Raw genomic sequence first — 22,450 nt, forward strand, 5'->3', positions numbered from 1 at the left:
CGCAGGAAATTGTCCCCGGTGTGGAAGTTCCCGTTCCGGACTTGGGCAATAACGATCAGCCAGCTCCGTAAATAATCGACGAGTTGGCCCGTACAGAGTTAAGAAGGACATAGTGGCGTTGGGTGCAGGTAGAGGAAAAGAGCAGCAGGACACCGACGTGTTGAGGGTTCAGCCGAGCCTGACGGAGCCCGCAGCGCAACGGTGGACTCATTTCCTTGGGGGGCCTGTTGCGGGCCATGGTCTCGTCGGGCGAGCAGTGTGGGCCACTCCCCTTCGCGTCCTGATGGGCCTGGCCTTGGGCATGATGTCACTAGGTTGGCTGTCGAAGGCGAATTGTCTTCGTGGCGACGGTGACGGAGTGAATTGGACATCGAACCGTCAGTACATCTCGGGGTGTTATGCGGATTCGATCCCGCTGTACAGCATTGAAGGCCTGAAAGATGGGCACTTTCCGTATGTCTACTCCTGGGCCGGCGATGGTGGCACCCGCCATATGGAGTACCCGGTTCTCACCGGTCTGTACCAGTGGTTATGCGCACAGTTGGCCGCTCCCTTGCACTGGCTTGCTGACCTCATTGGATGGTCGGTGCCCCGCGTCGATTTTTATTTCGGCGTCAACGCCGTGTTCCTCGCGATTGCATGGATTGGGACGCTGTGGTTCACCTACCAGCTGGCCGGTCATCGGGTGTGGGACGTCATCTTGGTTGCTGCCAGTCCCATCGTGGGTGTGCATATCTTCACCAATTTCGACTCTTTAGCGACAGTGTGCGCGATGGGCGCGATTTTCCTGTGGACCAGGAAAAAGTACGCAGGAGCTGGGGTGCTCATCGGTCTGGGCACGGCCGCGAAGCTCTGGCCAGCATATATCTTGGGCGCTTTCCTGGTCCTGGTCATCCGTCACCATTGGCGGGAACGCACGGAATTCATCAACACGGTGGTCTCAGCAGTGGTCACCTGGCTTGTGGTGAATATCCCGATCATGATGGCATCCCCGGCTGGATGGGCAGAATTCTTCACCCGGAATGGGAAGCGAGCAGCCGAAGATTCGACGATGTACAGCGTGCTCTCATGGGTGACGGGATTTAGTTACTCCACTGCTGTCCCGGTGAAGGCGCAGTCGATTATCTCGTTCGTGCTGTTCGGATTGTGTTGTGTCGGAATTTTGATTCTCGGACTGAAGGTGAAACGCGAGCCTGCAGTGTGGGAATTGTCGTTGTTGATCATCGCCGCGTTCGTTCTGACCAGTAAGGTGTGGAGCCCGCAATACTCGTTATGGCTCGTGCCCCTCGTAGCGTTGTCTCTCCCCCGCTGGCGGCTGGTATTCGCCTGGATGTGGGTGGAAGCTATTTACTGGTTCGTGCGCATGTGGTGGTTCACGGGTGCAGATAACAAAGGCGCTCCAGACTGGCTTTTCAACTCCTTCGTGATTGCGCGAGATGCGCTTGTTGTGGCCATCCTTGTGCTGGTGATCCAGCAGATGCGTGGTACACGTCCCGACGCGCCACGAACGATGCTCCAGGCGGAGGTTCCTGGACAACAGGAAACGGGCGTGGGGGCGTGGACGTCGCACCATGGTGTAGCGGCGCAGCGCGGTGCGTCGTCGTCGGAAATGAGTAATCTGACGGCAACTAGCCGGGCGGGAACTAACTGGACGGACGTCGGTACACGATCAGATGTGGGGGCTTCAGCATGACGTCACAAGTGACTTTGACGATTGTTAGCGTTTTTATCGGCTTCTTTTTATTTACTGCTTCGTTTGCCAGTTTCATGTATAAGAAGCCGGCAAAGGTGACGTGGTGGCTATTCGGTATCGCCGTTTTCTTCATCACCGTTGTGCCGGTGACCGTTGCTGTCTTTTGGGCAACGCTCATTAACTAGCCGGGGTGCTTACCACCTAGCCAATTAGTCCCATCTAGGTAAACAGTCTCCCCTCTAGCCAATTAGTCCCGCTTAGCCAGCTAGTCGTTTTATCTGGGTGGTGCTGCTGCGGACCATGCTTGGTTTTTATCTTCGGTTTATCTCCGGGTTTTGCCTCTGGCCAGCGGTTTGGTAGTCTCGGGGGGTTGCTTGACGCAACGAACCCTCCTGTCGCGCTAACGATGGCGCGGCCGAAATACGACTAGACCATAGGAGGTGATGAGGTCCGTGCGTCACTACGAAATCATGATCATTCTCGATCCCGCGCAGGATGAGCGCACTGTAGCCCCGTCCCTGGATAAGTATCTCGATGTTGTCCGCAAAGAAAAGGGCAACGTTGACAAGGTTGATATTTGGGGCAAGCGCCGTTTGGCCTATCCCATTCAGAAGAAAGAGGAAGGCATCTACGTTGTCGTGGACTTCACCTGTGAGTCCGCCACTGTGCTGGAAGTCGACCGTCTGCTCAACCTGAATGATTCGGTGTTGCGTACGAAAGTTCTGCGGACCGACGCCTAAAAAGGCACACTGGTAAAAGCACCAGTGTCAGGTTTTATCTGACCACCAAAACCGGTTGTCCTGCAGAGAGAGGATTCATCATGGCACAAGGAGAGACACCTATCACGGTTGTCGGCAATCTTGTTGCTGACCCAGAACTTCGTTACACCCCGTCGGGTGCTCCTGTGGCTAATTTCCGTGTGGCATCGACGCCACGCCGTTACGATTCCCAAACCAACCAGTGGGTTGATGGGGATGCGATGTTCCTTACCTGCAATGTGTGGCGCCAGGCCGCCGAGAACGCTGCCGAATCGCTAAAAAAAGGCATGCGCGTGATCGTGAATGGCCGCTTGCGTCAACGGAGTTTTGAGACTCGGGACGGTGAACAGCGTCGCGTTTTTGAAATCGAGGTCGACGAGGTCGGCCCGTCGTTGAAGTACGCCACGGCAAACGTCGAAAAGACGAGTGGCGGAGGCAACGGATTCAACCAAGGCGGCGGTGGCTTCGGTGGAAACCGAGGCGGAGGCTTTAACTCCAACCGTGGCCAGCAGTCTCAAGGCAACCAGGGCTTCGGCGGTTCCGGAGGGAACTCGGGCGCGGATCAGGATCCGTGGAATTCCGCTCCCAGCCAGGGCTCCAGCCAAGGGTTTGGTGGGGCAGATGATGAGCCACCCTTCTAACTAATCAACGTAAGAAAGGCTAGGGATCATGAAGCTGATCCTCACCGCCGCCATTGACAATCTCGGTGTTCCTGGTGACATCGTCGAGGTCAAGGCCGGCTATGGAAGAAACTACCTGCTCCCGCGCGGGTACGCGGTCCCCGCTACTCGTGGTGCAGAGAAGCAGGTTCAGGATTTGAAGCGTGCGCAGGAAGCGCGTGCTATTCGCGACGCCGATCGCGCTCGCGAGGTCAAAGAGCAGTTGGCAAACCTGGAAGGCGTTTCTGTCGCCGTCCGCACTGCCAACAATGGCAAGCTGTTCGGGTCTGTTAAGCCTAACGACGTTGCTCAAGCCGTCGTAGCTGCTGGTGGTCCGGAGCTGGATAAGCACAGCATTGACATGACCAAAGGGTTTGTGAAGTCGACGGGTAAGTACTCGGTGGATGTGAAGCTCCACGAGGATATCCACGGCACCATTAACTTCGAGGTCGTATCCCAGTAGTTTCTGGTTTTACACTTTTTGAATTCTTTCCGGGGACTCGACACCCCCGGTCGACAACAGCGTGTGAGCCCCATCCACAGGTTATTTCCGCATAGCGTGGGGTAACTCAGTGGTTGTTGGGGCTTGATAAGGGATGTGCCACGTTTTCGTGGCCGTTCTGTGATACACAAGGCGCGACTCGACACCGCGCCGTGTTCTTCACTCCACGTTGGGTGTGCTTCGACACCACGCCCTGCGTGAAATAACGACGGGTCTGGCAGATATGCCGGGCCCGTTTTTCGTATGCGCGGACCTTATACGACGAAATGTGTCCGTCTACCAGCTCCTTGTTCCATGCGCCGGCGCTTCGCGCTCCAGGAATTGGGTTCTTCCTGGGGTATTACCCGGGTTTTCCGTATGCGGGGATCGGCCAGGCGAAGAACATCATTCACGCAAGAGCTTCGTCGTTTACCTTCTGTTAATGGTGATAGAGATGTTGTCGGATGTCGTGGATGGGGCTGGGGATAACACGCACAGGTTAGGTGCTTGACAACCGGCTTTTTACCCCAATTTGCTCGGATATTTCCCCAGTTCACGATAAAAAGGCCCAGCGTAGGAGCGGTTTTCCACCGGTACTGTGAGATTCGTCAAATCAAAATTTCACAGGGCTGACCTGCGCAAACGCTCGTTTCCGCAGGTCGCTATAAAAACTTGTCCACAGTAAATTCCACAGGCCGACGTGGGAAACGTTGAATTCTCCACATTTTATCCACAGGCGGTCTACGAAACCTGTGGATAACTTCGTCGGGAAGTAGTTATTGAGATTTGCATCCTAGCCGTCGGGGCTTTATGAAAAGCAGTAAAGAGTCACTCTGAGCAACCCCTTCCGGTGAGATCCGGTGAGATCTGGCGGGCACCAGCAGACCTAGCGAGGTCCAGTGAGGTCCTAGTGAGGTCTAGTGGGATCTCGTGGGGTTTAGCGAGAGTTAGAGCAGTGCGCCCATATTCCAGCGTGCCTCTCATGATTGTGCTCAGTGTTTATGTCGGCGGCAGACGATAGGGTATTCCCATGGCATCACGTTCAGCGGTATCAGCGTCTTCTTTTGATAATTCGTATGACTCGTATGAGTCTGGTTTTGGTTCGGGTGGGGACTATGAGGATGCGTCGTTTGGACCTTCCGGCGGCCCCGATCCGCGGGATTATGAGGAATTCGGCCGGAAGTCTCCCCAGGATATTGAGGCTGAGCAGGCTGTTTTGGGCGGTATGCTGCAGTCCCAGGACGCCATTACGGATGTCGTAGAGATTCTCCGCGCGGACGATTTCTATGACCCGCGCCATCAAACCATTTTTAACGCCATTCTCGATCTTTATAGCGAATCCGCGGACGCCCAGCTGCAGATCGACCCGGTGCTGGTGAGCAACCGCCTTAATAGGGACGGCGACTTGGAGCGCGTGGGTGGTGCGCCATACATCCACACCCTTATGACTAAAGTGCCGACGGCGGCCAACGCGAGTTACTATGCGCGGATCGTTGCCGAAAAAGCGGTGCTCCGTGGGCTGGTCTCGGTGGGGACGGAGATCGCCAAGCTGGGGTACAACGGCATCGACGGCCAGGACGTGGACAAGGTGGTCGATTACGCCCAGTCTCAGGTGTTCGGGGTCGGACGTCGTGACGCCAGCACGGATTATGTTGAGTTGGCCGACACGTTTGAGGAGGTCAACGATCTTCTCAACGAGTACGAAATGCACGGTGGGGCAGCCAGTGGTGTGCCAACGGGCTTCCTTGACCTCGACAAAACGATTAACGGCCTTCACCCTGGGCAGATGGTTATCATCGCCGCTCGTCCGGGCGTGGGGAAGTCCACCTTGGCGATGGATTTCATGCGGTCGGCGTCGGTAGAAAATAACACACCGTCGGCACTTTTTAGCCTCGAGATGTCCAAAATGGAGATCGTTCTGAGGCTGCTATCGGCCGAGGCCGAGGTGAAACTCACCAATATGCGCAGCGGCAAAATGGACGAGTCCGAGTGGACCCGGCTGGCTCAAACGATGGGGAAGCTCGAGAAAGCGCCCATTTTTATAGACGATTCTCCCAACCTGACGATGATGGAAATCCGGACGAAAGCGCGCCAGATCAAACAAAAGCACGGTCTCGGCTTGATTGTTGTGGATTATCTTCAGCTGATGACCTCGGGCCGCAAGGTGGAGTCGCGCCAACAGGAAGTGTCGGAGTTTTCCCGTCAGCTGAAGTTGTTGGCGAAGGAAGTGGAAGTTCCGCTGATCGCTATTTCGCAGCTCAACCGTGGCCCGGAATCCCGTACAGACAAGAAACCCCAGCTGGCGGACCTTCGTGAATCGGGGTCCCTCGAGCAGGATGCGGACATGGTAATGCTGTTGTACCGGCCGGATTCTCAGCCGGGTGCTTTGGATAACGCCCGCGAAGGAGAAGCAGACATTATTTTGGCTAAACACCGCGGGGGACCGGTAGGGACCATCCCGATTGCCGAGCAATTGAAGTACTCGAGGTTCGCTAATCTGGCCACCGATAACTTCTCGTAAGGCCGGGCCGTGCCGTACGGCCTGAACGCCCCATGAGACCGGGAGAATGCCGTTCATGGGTAATTTTCGGGGCTTCTCGCGGTATCCGCACATTCGTCGGCGCGGCCCGTGGACTGCCACGAAATCGCGCCAAACCGACATTTTCCTCTATTTTGGATAGCGAGTAGTAGTTCCCGATTGCTGAGTGATGCGCCCGCGCGGAGTGCTTATTTGTTACATGCCCGCGTGTGAGGTGCCCCTGGCGCTCATGTGGCACTTGGTGAGCTGGCCCCAGACCTCGTATAAGTACGTGGCATAAGCAGTTGCCCACGCAGGAGTGGCTGGGACAGTGTGTAGGTAGTAATGAAAGGTGGCGGGCATGGAGACCCTCATTGTGATTGTGGGTCTGATGTTTGCGACGGTCATCGTCGTGTCCATCGGCGAGCGGACCAACCTCCCGTGGCCCGTGTTGTTAACCCTGTTAACGACGGCGACGATGGTCTTCCCTGCGATTCCGGATATTTCATTACCTCCTGATCTGATTCTTCCGTTATTCCTTCCGCCTCTGATTTGGGCGATGGCGCGGCGCTTGTCGTGGCCGCTCATCCGTTCCCAGTGGCGGACGCTGTTGTCTTTGTCGGTGTTGTTGGTCGTGGTCACGATCTTGGCGGTGGCCGGGACATCAATGGTGTTGATCCCTGGATTGTCAGTCGCGGGGGCGATTGCTTTGGGCGCGGCGGTCGCTCCGTCGGACCCGGTGGCCGTGGAGGCCGTTGCGGAGCCGGCGGGAATTCCTCGGCGCGTGATCGGCACCTTGCAGACGGAAGGCTTGTTTAATGATGCGGTAGCGTTGGTGGCCTTCCAGTTGGCGCTCAATTCTTTGTATAACGACGACCCAATCCATGTGGGCTCGGCGTTGCTGCAGTTTGGGTATACAGCTGTGGCGTCGATTGCCTTGGGCTGGTTGATCGGTCATGTTGCCGGCCGGGCATTGGAGTACACCGCGGGATCAAACACGGTTAACGCATTAAGCTGGGTGGTTCCATTCGCGGTGTATATCGCCGCGGAGGAGATTCACGCGTCGGGTGTTATTGCCGTGGTCGTTGCCGCCGTCGAGATGACGTCGCGTGTGTCGGCGACGGCGGCTGAGGATCGCTTGACGGGGTCGGCGTTCTGGGAAACCGCGGAGCTGTTGGTGACGGGCCTGGCGTTCGGCCTGATCGGTTTGTCGGTACGTAACGCGGTGGAGCAGACCTCGACGCGTATCGGCGAAGGTATTGTGTGGGGTTTGGTCATCTCCGGTGTCCTCTTCGCGGTGCGTTTTGTGTGGATGTATGACCAGTATTTGTTGAACAAGCACGGCAAAAAGAAGAACGTGTCCCCGCTTCGTTTGCAGGAAGTGCTGGTGTTGACGTGGTCAGGGATGCGCGGTTTGGTCACGCTGGCCCTGGTTTTGTCGGTGCCCGCTGGTTATATCAATGTCTATAACGAAATGCCACTAATCGCGATCACGGTGCTGTTCTGCACGATGGTAGTTCCGGGGTTGACGCTGCCGTGGATGATGCAAAAGCTGAATGTCAATGAGGGCAATGATGCGATTGCCGACGCGACGATGGATCGTTTGTTGCGCCGCGCGCATAATGCCGCGATGGATGTGCTGCAGTCGAAGGGCGAGGATCTCCCACCTGAGGCTATCCAGGCTATCGCGCGTCGTTTCCGCGACATGACGGGCGTCCCGAAGGACGACGAGCCAGAGAACTATGAGGATGCGGTGCGTCGCCTGCGCGAGGTGCGTCGGAAAGTGACCGCCGTCCGATTGGAGGCGATCGAGGCTGCCCAGGTCGAGGTTATGTCGGCTCGATTCGAGCCAGGCGCGGATCCGTTCATTATCGACGAAGTGCTGGCGCAGTTGGACCGCATGACGCTTGCGAGTGGCGAAAATTCTGTCATGGGGCTCCGAGAAAGGTAGGTGCGCTGTGTCTCGTGAAAAAAGTTCTGTGGTGTCGAAGCGTTTTGTTGGGTCGGCTGCGCTGGTTTTTGTTGGTGGTGCCGTGGGGACATTGGTGCGTGATGTGTTGACGTCGAGCCCCGTGGTGAGCGCCGTGGTGCCCACTATGTGGTGGGTTTTCGCGGTGAACGTTGTGGGAGCGGCTTTGCTTGGTTTTTTGGGTGCACGCTTCGCCCGCCTGGGCCGTGTGAACGCAAAATTGCTGTTGGGGACTGGTTTTTGCGGCGGTTTAACCACATATTCGACGCTTGCCGTGGACATTGCTCGGTGGTTCCCGGGGGTCGGAGCTGCCGGCGTGCAGGGATCCGGGTCCCTGATGGGCATGAGTTTCGCGGTGTACTACGCGTTATTTAGTGTTATCTGTGGCGCGATTGCGGCGTTTGCCGGGGCATGGTGGGAGCGCGTCGGTCGTAGTGAGGTGCCTCGGCGATGATGCTGCTCGTGGCGGTCGGCGGTGGGATTGGTGCGTGCCTGCGATATGCGGTGGATGCGTGGATCCGCACACGGTGGCCGGCGGAGTTCCCGTGGGCCACGTTTGTGATCAACGTGACCGGTTCGTTTGTTCTTGGCCTCTGTGTAGCAGGCCTGTCTGGGGGAGCAGTATTGGGCTTTTTGGGGACTGGGATGATGGGCGGCTATACCACGTTCTCCACGGCGTCTGTAGAGGCTGTCACTCAAGGGAGCGGTGGCCGTGGCGCCATCTATGCATTATCGACGCTGGTGGTGGCGGTCCTCGCGGCGTGGGTCGGGTTGATCATCGCCGGGTAGGGTGCATCGGGTACGTCGCGCCGGGGGCGCCACGCCAGAGGCATTGCGCCCGGGGCGTGGCGCGGAGAAAGTGAGGGTTACTTGGGCTCGAGGGCGTATCCAGCTTCAGTGACGGCCTCGTTGATGTCGGCATCGCCGAAGTCTTCACCTTCGACGGTCATGTGTCCGTCGTTGTAGATGGTGACGTTTTGTACTCCGCGTGCCTGAGATACCGCGTTTTTGATGGTGGCGGCTCCTTCGTTGGAGCTCATGCCGGTGATGGTGTAGTTCTTCATCATTGGGGTATCTCCTTGTGGGGTACTGTCGTGTTGATGGCCACTGATGGTTGGCCAGTGCTAGCTGGTGCCTCACAGGCGGGTGTGTGCTCCATAGGCTATAGCGTGGGGCGCGAAATAGCCCCGTGTGGAACGAAACTTTAGTTATTGTTGTTAGTTTGCACTAGTGACAATTTCTATTTTGCACATGTTTAGGGGTATTTAGGGGTGCTCGTTCGTCGCATAGGCCCTGTAGTGGGCTTGGGGTAGCTTTTTCAGTTAATCTGATGAGCTCAGAGGCGCTCCCTCATGTTAAGGTAACGGTACCCTATTGAGCCATGCTAAATACGCCACGCAGCGAACCTTAATGGGACTTACAGAGGGCAGAGGGGAGAAATAAGTGGGCGGCCTTATATTCACCGTCATAGCGGTAGCGTGCATCGCACTCCAGTATTTATTACCCCGGTATCTTCCCAACTGGACGGGGCTTTTTTATCCTCGTTCCTTATGTAGCTGTAGTCGTCTTCATTGTGTTTACGGTTGGCTTGCACGGCTTTAGGGACTTTATTATGCCGCTCGCCGGTTTTTTTGGGTTAATGGGTGTTTGGGGTCAGGGAATAGAAAAGAAAAAACGGGTGGAGAAAGAGGCGGCACATGAGACCGAGTGAGTCATATAGTAAAACCGGCTTCGTACTCAATGGCATTAAGTCCGAATTGACGACGTTCATACACACCACTTCGCTGAAAGTCTCGCTGGTTGTGATGGCCATCCCCACGGTCGGCTTAGCCGTAGGGGTGTCGCGACATAACAACAAGCCGATCGGCTTTACGGGGGGCTTAGCTAATGTCTCAGAGCTAGCTTTTTTCTTCGTTGCCTTCATATTATCCCTGTATATTGCTGGTAATTACACGAAGGGATCAGTAAACTACACCCTTCTTTCCATTCCTTTCCGTTCTCGCACTTATGTCGCTAGCCTGCTTACTTGCGCTATTATCTCCCTGGCTTTTTGGCTAGTGTTTATCTTATTTTTTGGCTTACTTTTAATCGCCTTATTTGTTGTAACCAGTTTTAACGTCACCACTGATTCTGTCTCTAGGGAATGTATCCGTGGGCTGTCATGGGCGGTGTGCATGGTGGCCATTGGAGTGATCACTGGTGGGATCTCTCATCTGGCTCGAAACGTAACCCTGTCATTCACGTTCATCATTATTATCATGCTCATTCTCCCGATGGCGGGTGCCATCTTGATGGCGATGGGTCACGACCAGGGTGATCTCCTGCTCCACCACAGCTTCCCGTTCGCCGTGGACAAACTAACGCAAGCTAATGCAACGTCGCTCAAGGGCCTGCTTGAAGTTGGGTTGTGGTGTGTCGTGGCCGTTGCGTGTGGTGCGGCACGTCTGTGGAGGTATGAGGCATGAGTTCGTCGGCAATTTCGGTTGAACAAATTAATAAGTCGTTTGGGAAAAGAGTCCCGGTTTTGGAGAATATGACATTCGACGTTCCGCGGGGCAAGATTACGGGGTTGTTGGGGCCAAACGGGTCGGGTAAGTCGACAATAATGAAGATTATTGCGGGGCTGACCCATGCCGATTCTGGCAAGGTCACGATCGATCTAGGACGTCCTGACTCTTCTGAGCACGTCGTCGGGATTGATCATTGCCGGGCATCGATTGGCTATCTTCTCGATCCCGAATGGATAGATACACGGGTGTCGATACTTACTTTCCTTCGCAGTCAAATGCTATTGAAGGGCATTTCAGATACTAAGAAGAAAGCGATCGGCATTCTCGACGAATACGGTCTCGCTCATGCTCGCAACCGTAAGCTTGCGAAGGTGTCGCTGGGTATGAGGCAACGTGTCTGCCTTGCGGTGGCATTTCTCAACGATCCTGAGATCGTGATTTTGGACGAACCGCATAATGGGGTGGACGCAGATGGCTCGATCGCATTTCAGAACAAGCTGAAGGAATATATTAGTTCCGGCGGAACGGCCTTGATTTCATCGCACTTGCTGAACGAGGTTCAGCAGTTTTCAGACTATGTGGTCATGATTAAAAATGGGCGAACGATAGTTCAAAAGCCACTTGACCAGCTACGAACGACGAATAGCGTTCTTTTAACAGTCCGAGGGGATACTGAGTCTGCTCAACGTGCCATGGTCACCAATGGTGGTCATATTGATGGTGTGTCTGGGCATACACTTTCTATTAGTGGATTAGACACAGCGACGATCGCGGAAGTAGCGGTTCGGCATGGTGTCAAGATTGAAGGCCTCACTAAGGAAAGTAGGTCATTGGAGAGCATCTACTTAGAACTGAATGAATAGGTGTCCTCGGTTTCGTCATTTCTGTATCCGCAATATCCACGTTCGCATGTGAAGGCACCCATCCCCGCTGCAGTTGTAGACTGTCTGGTCTATGATGGGCCGCCTAAAGGTCTCTGCTTCATATAGTGCAGGTAGACGGCGTGATGACCGTGTGCGTCGGCCCCTTAAAGTGGCCTAGTTAAAGTGGCCAGGAGCGCCGTCTTTTTAAACTTAGTGAAAGGAATTTATGGCTACAGTTACTGTGACGAAGGATAATTTCACCGATACCGTCTCTCATGGTGTTGTTGCGCTGGACTTTTGGGCTGAATGGTGTGGCCCCTGTCGCATGTTCGGACCGATTTTCGAGGAAGTCTCTGAGCAGTTCCCTGATGTGACTTTTGGCAAGGTAGATACGGAATCCAACCAGGAGATCGCGGGTTCGCTGGGTATCCAGTCCATCCCGACGCTCATGGTGTTTAGGGACAACGTTTTGGTTTACCGTCATGCGGGCGTCCATTCTGCTGGTCAGGTTAAGGACGTCATTGAGCAGACTAAGAACCTGGACATGGATGAGGTTCGGAAGCAGATCGCGGAGCAGGAAGCTAAAGAATCGGGGGAGTAGCCTCATCGACGCTATCGGGGGAGTAGCGACGTAAATGTACAACCGGCTACATATCATGCACATAGCACGACGCGCCCCAACCGTCGGTGTATCGGTGGGGCGCGTATTCGCACGTCACAGAGCTACTCGTAGTCGCAGACTTGTCAGCGAGAGCAGACTCGCGACGTCGTTACCTACTTGATTGTGGTGCCGTCGGGAATGACGGGTCCGGGGTTGCCGGAGATTGCCAGAAGGTGCTCGGCAAGTGCGAGGATGCTGTTCAGAACGTCCATGAGTACTCCATTCCTTCCTTGGCACGGCTGTGGGGGAGATGCCGGTCCTGCCGACGCTATATCGCCTAAAACTCACTGTGTTTTGGGCTCGATGGGTAATGTCGGTATGGATTGTGTGGTGGACTCGCCATCTGACACGGACACGTGCTTCAGGATTGTTTACGATTGCGATCAATGTTGTCCATAGTGCACTGTACGCCTGAACTGCAGAGCGCGCGTGAACCGCACAGTAGGGTCGACCGATGCTGACAGACGCTAAGGAGATTGTGATGGCTAACCCCTTTTCAAAAGGGTGGAAATACGCGATGGCTAAATTTGATAGCACCATCGATGAAAAAGCAGACCCCATGGTGCAGATCCGGCAGGCCACAGAGGCGGCGAAGAAACAGCACCAGGCTGTTGTGGAGCAAGCGTCGTCTGTCTTGGGAAATCAGCGGCAGCTTGAGATGAAGCTCAACCGGCTGATTAAGGATCAAGAAAACCTTCAGTCTCAGGCTCAGAAAGCAGTGCAGCTTGCGGATAAAGCGTCGCAGGAGGGGGATGCCCAGCAGGCGAGCGAGTGGAACAGCACAGCTGAGGTGGTGGCATCGCAACTGGTCAGCGTCGAACAGCAGATTGAGGAGACAAAGCAGCTTCACCACAGTAATGCTCAGGCCGCGGAGCAGGCTAAGGCCCAGGTGAAGAAGTCGGAGGCCCATCTGAAGGAGCAGTTGGGGCAGATCGATCAGCTACGGGCGCAGGTTAACCAGACGAAGATGCAAGAAGAGTCCGCAAAAGCTGCTGAGTCAATGAACGCGCTGAGTACCACGGATGATTCTGTTCCTAGCTTGGATTCGGTACGCGACAAGATCGAGCGTCGCTACGCGGATGCTCTTGGTAAGCAGGAGCTCACGGAGAGTTCGGTGGATACCCGCATGGCGGAGATTGAAACCGCTGGTCGTGATATCAAGGCTTCGGCTCGGTTGGAAGAGATTAGGGCCCAGATGCATGGTGGACAGGCTGGTAACCGTTCCTTAGACGCGGGAGATACGCCGCAGGGTGAGCTCGATTCCGGTGACACCGGGGGGTCGAATACTACTCAGGGCAAATAATTCATCGACATTTTTTACCTCCTCGCAACCTGTTTAATACGTTTTCCTGACAGTATGGGTGGGGTGTCGCGAACCCAGCGACATCGACGTCGTCACGTGTACACGTGGCCAACCTGCCACGTCGAGCACACGTGATGAACCCCTCGCCATACGATGCAGGCTCCACCGAGCCTTGCGAAGGAGAACTATGTATACGGTTGCTGATTACATTGCAGATCGCTTAGCTGAACTGCACATTAAGGATGTTTTTGGGGTTCCGGGTGATTTCAACCTGGAATTCCTGGATCACATTACGGGGCATGATGCGCTGCATTGGGTCGGCAACGCCAATGAGCTGAACGCGGGCTACGCGGCCGATGGCTACGCACGCATGAATGGCATCGGTGCCGTGGTCACCACATTCGGGGTGGGCGAGCTCTCGGCTATCAACGCGATCGCTGGGTCTTTCTCGGAGAACGTTCCGGTGGTGCACATTGTCGGCGCCCCGTCGAAGGATGCGCAGGCGTCCCGACGGTTGTTGCACCACAGCCTTGGTGATGGTGATTTTTCTCATTTTCGACGCATGGCTAGCGAAGTGACGTGTGCCGTCGCTGATCTGACCCCGGCCGATGCGGTCGACGAGGTGGATCGCGTTCTCCGCGCGGTGCAGACACATCGGCGGCCCGGATACATTGTGGTACCTACCGACGTCGCCCGCGTCGAGGTTGAGCCGCCATCGTCTCCTTTGGGTGGTGCCCGGTCCTACACCTCCAACCGTGCTCTGGCGGAGTTCCGCGCGGCTGCCTCTGAATTCTTGGAGGGGCGCGACGTGACGGTGTTGGCGGATCTCCTGGTTCACCGGATGGGGGCGACGGAGAACCTGAACCGGCTGCTCAGCGCCGGTATTCCTCATGCCACCTTGATGTGGGGCAAAACGCTGGTTAATGAGGAAGACCCGTTCTTCTTGGGCGTGTATGCGGGCGCAGCCTCCGAGCCTGACGTTCGCAAAGCTGTGGAGGGGGCTGATCGCCTGGTTATGGCCGGTGTTCGCTTTACCGATACGACGACGGCCAGCTTCAGCCAGAAGATCGACCCGGCACGCTGTGTGGATATCGCCACTAATTACGCGAAGGTGGGCGATAAAACCTTTGCTCCGCTGAACATTGCTGATGCGTTGGACGCACTTGCTGAGCTTGCTCCGTCCTTCGCGGACCGTACCCCGGGGGCAGTTCCGGAACCGGAGCCGCACCACTGGGTTGCGGGTGCTGATGAGCCCTTGGTACAAGACGATGTATGGCCGACGTTAGCTGGGGTGCTGACTGAGGGAAACATCGTTGTTGCTGATCAGGGGACCAGTTTCTTCGGCCTAGCGAAGATGCGTTTCCCGGCGGACACGACCTTCATTGGCCAGCCGTTGTGGGGGTCCATCGGATATACGCTCCCTGCTGCAATGGGCGCCGGTCTCGCCTGCCCGGGGCGACGCCCAGTGCTCGTTATCGGCGACGGTTCTGCGCAGCTGACAGTCCAGGAGCTAGGCACCTGGATGCGGGAAGGAGTCAACGGCGTCGTCATTGTGGTGAACAACGACGGCTACGCTGTGGAACGCTCGATTCACGGCGAGGACGCCGACTACAACGACATCACGGCGTGGGATTGGCGGACGATTCCGCAGGCCCTCGGCGGCACCGACGATAAAGTGGTGACGCTGAAGGCCACCACGCGCGCAGAACTTAATGACGTCTTTGAGACGGCGCAGGAGAATCAGGATCGGCTGGTGCTCATTGAGGTGTGCACCGCGCCGAAGGACTACCCGAAGTTGCTGAAGAAAATCGGGAAGGCCATTAACGACGCCAACTCAAAGTAGCCGCACTGACGCCCGATCCCGGTTATTCGCGCCGGGACCTGCGTCGCTAGCGCGCCTTAGATAGGCAGTTTCCGCAGGATAGCGGCCGGTGTGTGAGCCAGGGCCATCATGACGTAGCGGAACAGCGGGTGGACCCAGATCACGGACTTGTTGTCATCGACAGCTTTCGCGACGGCCGCCGCGACGTCTTCCTTATTGACGGTCAGTGGCGCGTCATCAAGGCCTTCGGTCATCTGTGTGCGCACTTGGCCAGGCCGAACGACGAGGACGCGGACGCCACTGTCGCGCAACGCCTCGCCTAGCTGGCGGTAGAAACCGTCGAACCCGGCCTTGGTGGAGCCGTACACGAAGTTGGAGCGTCGGACGACCTCACCGGCGACGGACGAGATGGCCACGATCTGCCCGTGGCCCTGCTTTTTCATTGCCTGGCCGAGCAGTACACCGACGGAGACCGAGCCGGTGTAGTTGATCTCTGCAGCTTGAACAGCTTTTTCTTGGTTCTGCCACAACTCTTCTTGGTCGCCCAAGATACCGAATGCGACGATGGCGAGGTCGATATCGCCGTGGCTGAAGGCTTCATCAATGACGGCTTTGTGTGACTTGGTGTCGAGAGCATCGAAGTCGATCGTGCGGACCTCGGACGCCCCTGCTTTCTTCATCCGGTCAATCGCGGCGGGGAGATCTTTGCTGTTCTTCCTGGCTGCGAGGGTGACGGAGGCGGAGCCTCGGGAGAGGAATTCCTCGACGATGGCGAGGCCCATGTCCGACGTTCCCCCGAGGAGAAGGATGGATTGTGCGTGCCCAACGGCGTTAAGCATAAAGAAAGAACCCTTTCTGTGTACCGAGCCCGTCACAGGACCCGGCGGAGTGATGCAATTCGTGCGGTGGGATTGGATTAGTGCAGTTCCAGACGGCGGGACATGTCCGAGGCGAACACACCGCTGGGGTCGATGGTGTTGCGAGTTTTCAGCCAGCTGTCCATCTTGGGGTACATCTTGTGGAAGTTTTCGGCCGAAGTGCGCGATTCCTTCGCTAGGTAGAGGCGTCCACCGAATTCCATGACTCGTTTGTCCAGGTCATCCAGGAACTCACCGAGGCCGGGCTTGATGGGGAAGTCGACGCAGACGTTCCAGCCGGGCATCGGGTAGGAGAGAGGTGCGCGGTTGCCTTCACCGAACAGCTTGAAGACGTTGAGGGCGGAGTAGTGCCCGGAGCGCTGAATGTCGCGGACGATTTCTTTGAATGGGTCGACGGCTTCGCGCGGGACCACAAACTGGTACTGCAGGAAGCCCTTGGAGCCGTACCCGCGGTTCCACTCACCGATGAGGTCGAGCGGCTGGTAGAACTGCGTCAGGTTCTGCACTTTATTTCGGTACGTTCCGGACTTCAGCCACCACAGCTCACCGATGGACATCATGGTCAGCTTGTTCATCGTGAAGTTCGGGAAGATGTCCGGGACGGTCATCAACTGAGGCGCGTTGAACTTCAACGGCTTTTTCGCCAGCTTGGGGGCGTATTCCTTCAACTGGTCCAGGGTGGCCAGGGATCCGCGGGAAATAGCGGCACGGCCCAGCTTCGGTTCGGGAGAAATAGCGTCGAACCAGGCCGAGGAGTAGGTGTAGTTTTTCTCCGACCCGTCAGAGTGGAATTCGATGGTTTCGTCCAGCGACGCCGTCATGTCGCCGTCGGCAATGAAGTAGGCGGTTTCGGTGCGAGTCATCGCGATGCGTGCGCGCACAATGATGCCGGTGAGGCCCATGCCACCAACGGTTGCCCAGAAAAGTTCGCCATCTGGGTCGTCAGCGCTGCCCTCTGGCTCGAGGTGCAGGATGCGGCCGTCGGCAACCAGCAGTTCCATGGAGGCGACGTGGTTACCGAAGGAACCGGCTGAGTGGTGGTTCTTGCCGTGGATATCTGGGCCGATGGCACCGCCGATGGTGACTTGCCGGGTGCCGGGGAGTACCGGAACCCATAGGCCGTAAGGCAGTGCGGCTTTCATGAGTTGGTCGAGGGTGACGCCACCGTCGACGTCGGCAATAGCCGTGTCCGGGTCGATGGAGTGAATTTCACTGAGCGCAGCCATGTCGATAACAAGTCCACCGCTGTTCTGGGCCGGATCGCCGTAGGAACGGCCCAGACCACGGGCGATGACGCCGCGCTTGAGGTAGTCGGGCTTACCCTCGTTCTGCTCGGCAACCTCCCGCACCGCGCGGGCGATCAGGTCTAGGTCGGGTGTGGACAGGACTTCACTGGAAGCCGGCTGAGTGCGCCCCCACCCTGTGAGACGACGGTGCTCTAGCGGTAGTTGATCTGTCGTGGTTGAGCTCACTTCTAACTCTTTCTCCTTGATACGTCAGATTGGTTGTGCGCGATCACACGAGCGTGGGAGCCTCCTTGGGGTTCTCGGCCGGAGCCGTGAGCGGCCACAAAGCCTCCCGCGCTACCACCCGTATAGTTCTACGCCATAGCTGTACGCCTGTCGCAGTGATAGGCGAGTATCGACTCGATGGGAGCCTACACCGGGGAGACGGGCTTTAGTAGAGGTTCATGATGTCGCGTATCTCTTCGGGCAACATGTCCACGCTGGTAATGAGCGGCCCATCATATTCTCTGAGCAGGTCATTGACCCGTTGCCGGGATGAACTATCCAAGATAGGTAGCTCTTGGGCCATCATCCGCGTCATGGGCACGTCCAGCGGGACTGTGGTGCGTTCCGCAGCTTCATAGGTGGCGGCCGCAGCTTTGTCAGCCGCTGATTTTCGTCCGAACATGTTCCCTAGTGTACGGGGTGACGCTGAAATTTCAGCGTTGCTGTGACCGGGATTTCATTATCGACGCTGGGCTGGGGTCTTTTCGGTGCTTTTGCTCTGGTCGAATCGCGTAACGGTTGCTTAACGCGGGCCCTGGAAGCGTACAAAGGGATCGGTGGTGCTATCGGTCTGCGGTTGGTATTCAATGCGCTTGGTTACTTCCGTTTGAACTTTTCGCCCAAACAGGTGTCCAATCAGCGTGGCGGTCATATCCATGCCGGCTGCAACACCCGAGGATGTCCATCGACAACCGTCGTGCACCCACCGCGCTTGATACTCCCAAGAAATATCGTCGCCAAATGAGGACGCCCATTCAAGAGCTAGTTTGTTGCTCGTCGCTCGATGGCCTTCGAGCAGACCAGCCGCGGCCAAGAGCGCCGATCCCGTACAAACTGATGCCACTATCTCCGATCGGTTTCCAATATCCGTTAGCCAAGACAAGAACGATTCGTCGTGAGCCAACGTCCGTGTTCCCATACCTCCGGGGACCAAAATGATATCTGGATCGTTAAGCGCGCCGCACTCTAATTCCGCAATTACCTCAACGCCTTGAGCGCTTCGGACGGGGCCGCTCCTCTGAGCTACCAGTTCAATTTTTACATCGGGGATTGCGCTGAAGAACTCTATAGGGCCGAACGCATCAAGCAACTCGAATCCGTCGAAAAGTATTACCGCGAGGTGCCTTTCAACCACGTTCTCTGCCATGGACTTATGATAGAGGACCTCGTAGTTGCGGTCATGGTTTCACTGTGAACGTTCCTTTTATCGGTTATGAGCCGGGCGAACCGACCGTGATGATCGATCCCATCGCCACGGCGAAGGTAGTGGAGATGCTGCGCGAGACTGTGCGGCGAGATCGTGGAGTGCTGTTTATCTCCTACGATCGTCGGGTGTTAGCAGCAGTGTCACGAATGAGTATCCGCTGGTGGCGGGCCACTAGCGAGGAGCGATGTCCAGGGAATGGACTACCGTGCGTTGCGAATCGCTGAAGTTATTGTCCGAGATGAGGTAAACACGATTGTTTCCCACTGGAGTTTTAGATACTCCAGTGCCTCGGCCGTTGGCACGGGAGCCAGCGGACAGGGAATTGGTAGCCGAGGTTCCTGCTGGCGGGCCTGCGAAGGTCATGCCTTCCACGTTTTCGGGAGACTCCGGAACGCCTCTGGCACCCGGATGTGCGCTATTACCGAGTTTCGAATCAACGAAATCGAAGGCTTTCTCGCGCTTGACTGCTACTTCGGTACCGTTGAGGCGTTCCCGGCCGAGAACGTTGGTAGCTCCGTTTACATCTAATCGGTAGATCTCTGCGCGGTTTCCTTGTTTGGGGATATATCCGCGTTGTAGGGCGTAAAGGTTTCCATCCGGGGATGTAGCCAGGGAAGCATATCCGCGGTCGGCTTTGGGGGCATACGTGGGATCTACGTCAACCACGTATTCCGCGCTGGGCTTCCCTGTCGCAGTGTCGTAGACGGTTAGTCGCGTTTTGGATCCCGACTGGGGAGTATTGCTTGGTCCATCCTGCACCAGAGAGTTTTCGTTGATCGTGTAAAAGGTTTTTCCATCAGGAGAAATGGTCATCCCTTCTGGCCCCTTATTGGGGCTTATGCCTTTAGCTTCTTTAGTGTCCGGCACATCTTCATAGTTGGGGACGTGGTACTGCGGGGGATGAATACGGCGAATCTCACGCCCGGTTTTATCGGATTCGATGACAAGGGCGGAACGATTCTCTGCACCTTGTGACCCACCCTCTGTCGTCCACAACAGGTGCCCGTTGGGCAATTGGCGGATCTCTTCCGCGTCGAATTCCTTAGGATCGTACGCACTTCCATCTGGGTTGGTGAAAACGACCCGGCCGATGACTTGTGCCTGCCCACTGTTATCGATGTTCAATCGGTATGCGCGGGTGGGACCATAATCGCCTTTGTCATCTGAGATGGCTAGATAGGAACCATCAGCAAGAGAGGCCAGTCCGGATAATCCGCCGACACTAGGATCTTGAGTCGCCTTGCCGAGGTCGAACATGCCGTTATAACGGGATTGGTTTGTCGCGCCTGGGCTCGGAGCGCTAGAAGATGGGACAGCCGAATCTGCGGTGGTTGGGGTTGCTGAGATGGCAACTGCGGACCCCGTAATGAGCGTGGTGAGAATAAGTGGGGGAGCAATCAGAGGGGTGATCTTCCGGTTGTGATTGGAGCGAGTACGTATTTTCACACCCACTATGAAAACAGGTGGCATGCGTAGTGATGGTGGTCGCTCGCTATACCGCTGCAGAATTTTGCGGAAGGTTCGCTGGAAGTTTAGTTGTTGTTCATTTGCCCCCACACTCTTCTTTCGATATTGCATCGTGGAAACGAACGCAGGCGGGGTCTGCCGAGAGAAGAGTCATCCCGGGTGTTGGTTTGGTACAAGAGGAAAGTGGCGGTAGAAGCTATCGTCGTGCTCGAACTTATTCGTGCATCCCGGACGCAACCAGTCTTTGCATCATCCGCTGCACAGATGGCGAGCGATCTGCACGACGTTATTACCGACGCTTTAGCGTGCTTGGAAGTTCCGAGCCCTAGTGCGGTGGCACGGCAGGTCTCAGCGCTGATCGCTGGTCGGATGACTGCGCAGCTTTATTCCGGTGCAAAAGCAAAAGAGGCAATGAGTAAAGCCTTGTTAGTCTTGGTGCCATGCACCTAAGCAGGAGAGGTCAGTTTCCCCACGGAGTCACACGACGTCTCAACGAAGCGAGAGACCGTATCAACGCACTGCCTCCAGACGAACGAGGTGTTTCCCGCCTTGTTGAACGTGTATTGGTATCTTCCCTGATCGGTGGCTGGTATGCCTCAGGTGGCATCGAGTCGAAGCCGCGCCGGGTGGCGACGAAGGTCGGGCTACTAGGATCCGCGTTCGCGGTGATATGGATGACGACACAGCCGTCGGAAGATCTGGCAAGCGCGGATAATAATTCTCCGAGGGTTGGGGCAAAGGAATTATCCAGCCCAGGAAAAGATACATCGCTTGACGCCGCTGCGTCTGAGACCACGAGGTTGGAAACCACCGCGGCGTCCGAAACTGGGCCGTCGGAAACCTCTTCGACGGAGACCGCGCCGTCAGAAAGTGAATCACCGCAGGCCACACCGTCGAAAATTGATGAAAATAGAGCCCCAAGCCCGTGGGGTTGGGCACGATTGGGTCTGGCTATCAGCGCCGTGGTGGGCTACTTCGTGGGGTCGTTTTATTTCTCCCGCTTCATCAGAAGAAAAGCCGTGGCGTTCATCCGCACGCATATCACTGAGTCACGGCCGTGGACAGTGTATGGGGTGCTCGTCGGCATTGTTTGCTTTGCGTTGAGCTTCCAGGAGGATAAGCGCAATGCCAAACTCGACGCCAAGCTCGACTCCGTACTGAGGACACGCGCTTAGTTTTCCGCTGGTTGCGGTGCCATCCCCTGGGGCTCATAGCCTGCGACTTAGAGTTTGTCAGTGAAGAATGGGCCGAGTTTACTGACGGCCTCAGCTACTTCTTTCTCACCGTCGTAGAGGTCCATATGGTTTGCGCCGTCAACCACGTGTTGGGATTTGTCGGTGCTGGCGGCTCGTTCGTAGAGATCATCGCTCATCCACTTCGACCCTGCTTTGCTCCCGGCAATGATCAGCAGCGGTTGAGTGAGATAAGCCTCGGCCTTGTGGAAAGCATCGTATGTGATGATTTGCGACAGGCTACGCGTAGTCATCCAACCTGGGGCGTTGGGGTGCTCGCAACGCGGGGTGTGGTAGTACTCCCACGCCTGGCGTAGCTCCTCATTGGGAGCATCGTCCTCGTTCATCGGTGCGAGGGGGAACTCGTTGTCTTTACCGGCGGCATCAGTGGTCCGCGCTTGTGCTGCCTGCTCGAGAATCGGTGCCGCTTCGGCGTCGGTAACCGATCCGTCCCACCCGTTGCGGAACATCTGCCCGATATTAACCATGCTCACGGTGCCCACGGCTTTGATCCGCGGGTCATTGATCGCGGCGTTGGCGGTATAACCAGCGCCGGCGCAAATTCCCATGGCGCCTATTCGTTCGTTATCGACGTAGTCCAGAGTGGTGAGGTAGTCGACGACAGCGCTGACATCCTCGGTCCTGATATGTGGATTCTCCAGTTGACGGGGTTCACCAGAACTGGCGCCCTGGAAGGACGCGTCGTAGACGACGGTGACAAATCCGTATTCGGCGACTTTTTTGGCGTAGAGGCCTGCGGTTTGCTCCTTCACGCCACCACCGGGATGGGAAACGACGATGGCGGGATAGGTCTGTGAGGCCTCGAACTCTGGAGGGAAGTTGATTACTGCAGAGAGTGTTGTGCCATAACCGTTGAGAGTCTTGATATTGATGTTTTTGCTCATGTTTGTTCCTTTA

Annotated in this window: 23 protein-coding genes; 16 read left to right on the forward strand and 7 right to left on the reverse strand. The window is 56.4% G+C overall.

The genetic code is table 11. The features are described 5' to 3' along the window. The first annotated feature begins 118 nt into the window (after positions 1 to 118). From I6J23_RS03735 to I6J23_RS03775, 9 genes are all read left to right on the forward strand, one after another. Entirely contained in the window at positions 119 to 1,693 is a 1,575-nt protein-coding gene (locus tag I6J23_RS03735; RefSeq protein ID WP_204582583.1) for a glycosyltransferase family 87 protein, read from the forward strand. Continuing rightward, positions 1,690 to 1,878 carry a hypothetical protein gene (locus I6J23_RS03740; protein WP_204582584.1) on the forward strand — a complete coding sequence of 63 codons (189 nt, stop codon included), beginning with the start codon at positions 1,690 to 1,692 and terminating at the stop codon, positions 1,876 to 1,878. The genes I6J23_RS03735 and I6J23_RS03740 overlap by 4 nt, the downstream gene beginning before the upstream one ends. A gap of 267 nt (positions 1,879 to 2,145) precedes the next feature. Further along, positions 2,146 to 2,433 carry a 30S ribosomal protein S6 gene (gene rpsF / locus I6J23_RS03745; protein ID WP_012732667.1) on the forward strand — a complete coding sequence of 96 codons (288 nt, stop codon included), beginning with the start codon at positions 2,146 to 2,148 and terminating at the stop codon, positions 2,431 to 2,433. Between the two features lie 80 nt (positions 2,434 to 2,513). After that, the gene (locus I6J23_RS03750) at positions 2,514 to 3,092 is read left to right on the forward strand and encodes a single-stranded DNA-binding protein (RefSeq protein ID WP_012732666.1); all 579 of its coding nucleotides are present in this window, start codon (positions 2,514 to 2,516) and stop codon (positions 3,090 to 3,092) included. A gap of 28 nt (positions 3,093 to 3,120) precedes the next feature. Then, positions 3,121 to 3,573, forward strand: coding sequence for a 50S ribosomal protein L9 (gene rplI, locus I6J23_RS03755; RefSeq protein ID WP_012732665.1), 453 nt, complete (start codon positions 3,121 to 3,123; stop codon positions 3,571 to 3,573). A 1,048-nt stretch (positions 3,574 to 4,621) separates the two neighbouring features. Beyond that, a complete protein-coding gene (gene dnaB, locus I6J23_RS03760; RefSeq protein ID WP_204582585.1) occupies positions 4,622 to 6,112 on the forward strand; it encodes a replicative DNA helicase in 1,491 nt (496 codons plus the stop codon). 358 nt (positions 6,113 to 6,470) lie between these two features. Further along, complete coding sequence (locus I6J23_RS03765) at positions 6,471 to 8,060, forward strand: cation:proton antiporter (RefSeq protein WP_204582586.1); 1,590 nt, start codon at positions 6,471 to 6,473, stop codon at positions 8,058 to 8,060. Between the two features lie 7 nt (positions 8,061 to 8,067). Beyond that, positions 8,068 to 8,532 carry a fluoride efflux transporter FluC gene (locus tag I6J23_RS03770; RefSeq protein WP_239454982.1) on the forward strand — a complete coding sequence of 155 codons (465 nt, stop codon included), beginning with the start codon at positions 8,068 to 8,070 and terminating at the stop codon, positions 8,530 to 8,532. Then, positions 8,529 to 8,867 (forward strand): fluoride efflux transporter FluC, encoded by a 339-nt coding sequence (locus I6J23_RS03775; RefSeq protein WP_204582587.1) that lies wholly within the window; start codon positions 8,529 to 8,531, stop codon positions 8,865 to 8,867. Before I6J23_RS03770 ends, I6J23_RS03775 begins: the two co-directional genes overlap by 4 nt. 77 nt (positions 8,868 to 8,944) lie before the next feature. Here the strand turns inward: I6J23_RS03775 and I6J23_RS03780 are convergent, their stop codons facing one another. Then, positions 8,945 to 9,145, reverse strand: a complete 201-nt coding sequence (locus I6J23_RS03780) for a heavy-metal-associated domain-containing protein (RefSeq protein WP_046203386.1) — start codon at positions 9,143 to 9,145, stop codon at positions 8,945 to 8,947. A gap of 630 nt (positions 9,146 to 9,775) precedes the next feature. Between I6J23_RS03780 and I6J23_RS03785 the strand changes: the two genes are divergently transcribed. The 5 genes from I6J23_RS03785 (at position 9,776) to I6J23_RS03805 (ending at position 15,258) form a co-directional block, all read left to right on the forward strand. Then, a complete protein-coding gene (locus I6J23_RS03785) occupies positions 9,776 to 10,543 on the forward strand; it encodes a hypothetical protein (protein WP_204582588.1) in 768 nt (255 codons plus the stop codon). Then, positions 10,540 to 11,451 carry an ABC transporter ATP-binding protein gene (locus I6J23_RS03790; protein ID WP_204582589.1) on the forward strand — a complete coding sequence of 304 codons (912 nt, stop codon included), beginning with the start codon at positions 10,540 to 10,542 and terminating at the stop codon, positions 11,449 to 11,451. Before I6J23_RS03785 ends, I6J23_RS03790 begins: the two co-directional genes overlap by 4 nt. A 226-nt stretch (positions 11,452 to 11,677) precedes the next feature. After that, positions 11,678 to 12,052: a thioredoxin gene (gene trxA / locus I6J23_RS03795; protein WP_046203381.1), complete on the forward strand. Its 375-nt coding sequence runs from the start codon at positions 11,678 to 11,680 to the stop codon at positions 12,050 to 12,052. Between the two features lie 541 nt (positions 12,053 to 12,593). Then, complete coding sequence (locus tag I6J23_RS03800; protein ID WP_204582590.1) at positions 12,594 to 13,415, forward strand: PspA/IM30 family protein; 822 nt, start codon at positions 12,594 to 12,596, stop codon at positions 13,413 to 13,415. Positions 13,416 to 13,602: 187 nt separating this feature from the next. After that, complete coding sequence (locus I6J23_RS03805) at positions 13,603 to 15,258, forward strand: alpha-keto acid decarboxylase family protein (protein ID WP_204582591.1); 1,656 nt, start codon at positions 13,603 to 13,605, stop codon at positions 15,256 to 15,258. 56 nt (positions 15,259 to 15,314) lie between these two features. On the opposite strand, the gene I6J23_RS03810 is transcribed toward I6J23_RS03805, so the two are convergent. The 5 genes from I6J23_RS03810 to I6J23_RS03830 all read right to left on the reverse strand — a co-directional run bounded on the left by I6J23_RS03810 (position 15,315) and on the right by I6J23_RS03830 (position 20,279). Continuing rightward, positions 15,315 to 16,076 (reverse strand): decaprenylphospho-beta-D-erythro-pentofuranosid-2-ulose 2-reductase, encoded by a 762-nt coding sequence (locus tag I6J23_RS03810; RefSeq protein WP_204582592.1) that lies wholly within the window; start codon positions 16,074 to 16,076, stop codon positions 15,315 to 15,317. Between the two features lie 77 nt (positions 16,077 to 16,153). Continuing rightward, positions 16,154 to 17,587, reverse strand: a complete 1,434-nt coding sequence (locus I6J23_RS03815) for an FAD-binding oxidoreductase (protein ID WP_204582593.1) — start codon at positions 17,585 to 17,587, stop codon at positions 16,154 to 16,156. 205 nt (positions 17,588 to 17,792) lie between these two features. Continuing rightward, complete coding sequence (locus I6J23_RS03820) at positions 17,793 to 18,029, reverse strand: hypothetical protein (RefSeq protein ID WP_046203376.1); 237 nt, start codon at positions 18,027 to 18,029, stop codon at positions 17,793 to 17,795. Between the two features lie 120 nt (positions 18,030 to 18,149). Further along, the gene (locus tag I6J23_RS03825) at positions 18,150 to 18,773 is read right to left on the reverse strand and encodes a DJ-1/PfpI family protein (RefSeq protein ID WP_204582594.1); all 624 of its coding nucleotides are present in this window, start codon (positions 18,771 to 18,773) and stop codon (positions 18,150 to 18,152) included. Between the two features lie 231 nt (positions 18,774 to 19,004). Continuing rightward, a complete protein-coding gene (locus I6J23_RS03830; protein WP_204582595.1) occupies positions 19,005 to 20,279 on the reverse strand; it encodes an esterase-like activity of phytase family protein in 1,275 nt (424 codons plus the stop codon). A gap of 204 nt (positions 20,280 to 20,483) precedes the next feature. Between I6J23_RS03830 and I6J23_RS03835 the strand changes: the two genes are divergently transcribed. Both I6J23_RS03835 and I6J23_RS03840 read left to right on the forward strand, forming a co-directional pair. Then, positions 20,484 to 20,750, forward strand: coding sequence for a hypothetical protein (locus I6J23_RS03835; protein WP_204582596.1), 267 nt, complete (start codon positions 20,484 to 20,486; stop codon positions 20,748 to 20,750). Continuing rightward, complete coding sequence (locus I6J23_RS03840; RefSeq protein WP_204582597.1) at positions 20,741 to 21,475, forward strand: hypothetical protein; 735 nt, start codon at positions 20,741 to 20,743, stop codon at positions 21,473 to 21,475. Before I6J23_RS03835 ends, I6J23_RS03840 begins: the two co-directional genes overlap by 10 nt. 47 nt (positions 21,476 to 21,522) lie before the next feature. On the opposite strand, the gene I6J23_RS03845 is transcribed toward I6J23_RS03840, so the two are convergent. Continuing rightward, positions 21,523 to 22,437, reverse strand: a complete 915-nt coding sequence (locus tag I6J23_RS03845) for an alpha/beta hydrolase (protein WP_204582598.1) — start codon at positions 22,435 to 22,437, stop codon at positions 21,523 to 21,525. Positions 22,438 to 22,450: the final 13 nt, after the last annotated feature.

Source organism: Corynebacterium kroppenstedtii, assembly GCF_016894245.1.
GTDB lineage: Bacteria > Actinomycetota > Actinomycetes > Mycobacteriales > Mycobacteriaceae > Corynebacterium.

What these genes read in the sequence shown, in the direction of transcription:
- I6J23_RS03740 (WP_204582584.1), top strand. Translation starts at nt 1,690, where the DNA reads ATGACGTCACAAGTGACTTTGACGATTGTTAGCGTTTTTATCGGCTTC.
- I6J23_RS03750 (WP_012732666.1), top strand. Translation starts at nt 2,514, where the DNA reads ATGGCACAAGGAGAGACACCTATCACGGTTGTCGGCAATCTTGTTGCT.
- rplI (WP_012732665.1), top strand. Translation starts at nt 3,121, where the DNA reads ATGAAGCTGATCCTCACCGCCGCCATTGACAATCTCGGTGTTCCTGGT.
- dnaB (WP_204582585.1), top strand. Translation starts at nt 4,622, where the DNA reads ATGGCATCACGTTCAGCGGTATCAGCGTCTTCTTTTGATAATTCGTAT.
- I6J23_RS03765 (WP_204582586.1), top strand. Translation starts at nt 6,471, where the DNA reads ATGGAGACCCTCATTGTGATTGTGGGTCTGATGTTTGCGACGGTCATC.
- I6J23_RS03775 (WP_204582587.1), top strand. Translation starts at nt 8,529, where the DNA reads ATGATGCTGCTCGTGGCGGTCGGCGGTGGGATTGGTGCGTGCCTGCGA.
- I6J23_RS03780 (WP_046203386.1), bottom strand. Translation starts at nt 9,145, where the DNA reads ATGATGAAGAACTACACCATCACCGGCATGAGCTCCAACGAAGGAGCC.
- I6J23_RS03785 (WP_204582588.1), top strand. Translation starts at nt 9,776, where the DNA reads ATGAGACCGAGTGAGTCATATAGTAAAACCGGCTTCGTACTCAATGGC.
- I6J23_RS03790 (WP_204582589.1), top strand. Translation starts at nt 10,540, where the DNA reads ATGAGTTCGTCGGCAATTTCGGTTGAACAAATTAATAAGTCGTTTGGG.
- trxA (WP_046203381.1), top strand. Translation starts at nt 11,678, where the DNA reads ATGGCTACAGTTACTGTGACGAAGGATAATTTCACCGATACCGTCTCT.
- I6J23_RS03800 (WP_204582590.1), top strand. Translation starts at nt 12,594, where the DNA reads ATGGCTAACCCCTTTTCAAAAGGGTGGAAATACGCGATGGCTAAATTT.
- I6J23_RS03805 (WP_204582591.1), top strand. Translation starts at nt 13,603, where the DNA reads ATGTATACGGTTGCTGATTACATTGCAGATCGCTTAGCTGAACTGCAC.
- I6J23_RS03810 (WP_204582592.1), bottom strand. Translation starts at nt 16,076, where the DNA reads ATGCTTAACGCCGTTGGGCACGCACAATCCATCCTTCTCCTCGGGGGA.
- I6J23_RS03820 (WP_046203376.1), bottom strand. Translation starts at nt 18,029, where the DNA reads ATGTTCGGACGAAAATCAGCGGCTGACAAAGCTGCGGCCGCCACCTAT.
- I6J23_RS03825 (WP_204582594.1), bottom strand. Translation starts at nt 18,773, where the DNA reads ATGGCAGAGAACGTGGTTGAAAGGCACCTCGCGGTAATACTTTTCGAC.
- I6J23_RS03840 (WP_204582597.1), top strand. Translation starts at nt 20,741, where the DNA reads ATGCACCTAAGCAGGAGAGGTCAGTTTCCCCACGGAGTCACACGACGT.
- I6J23_RS03845 (WP_204582598.1), bottom strand. Translation starts at nt 22,437, where the DNA reads ATGAGCAAAAACATCAATATCAAGACTCTCAACGGTTATGGCACAACA.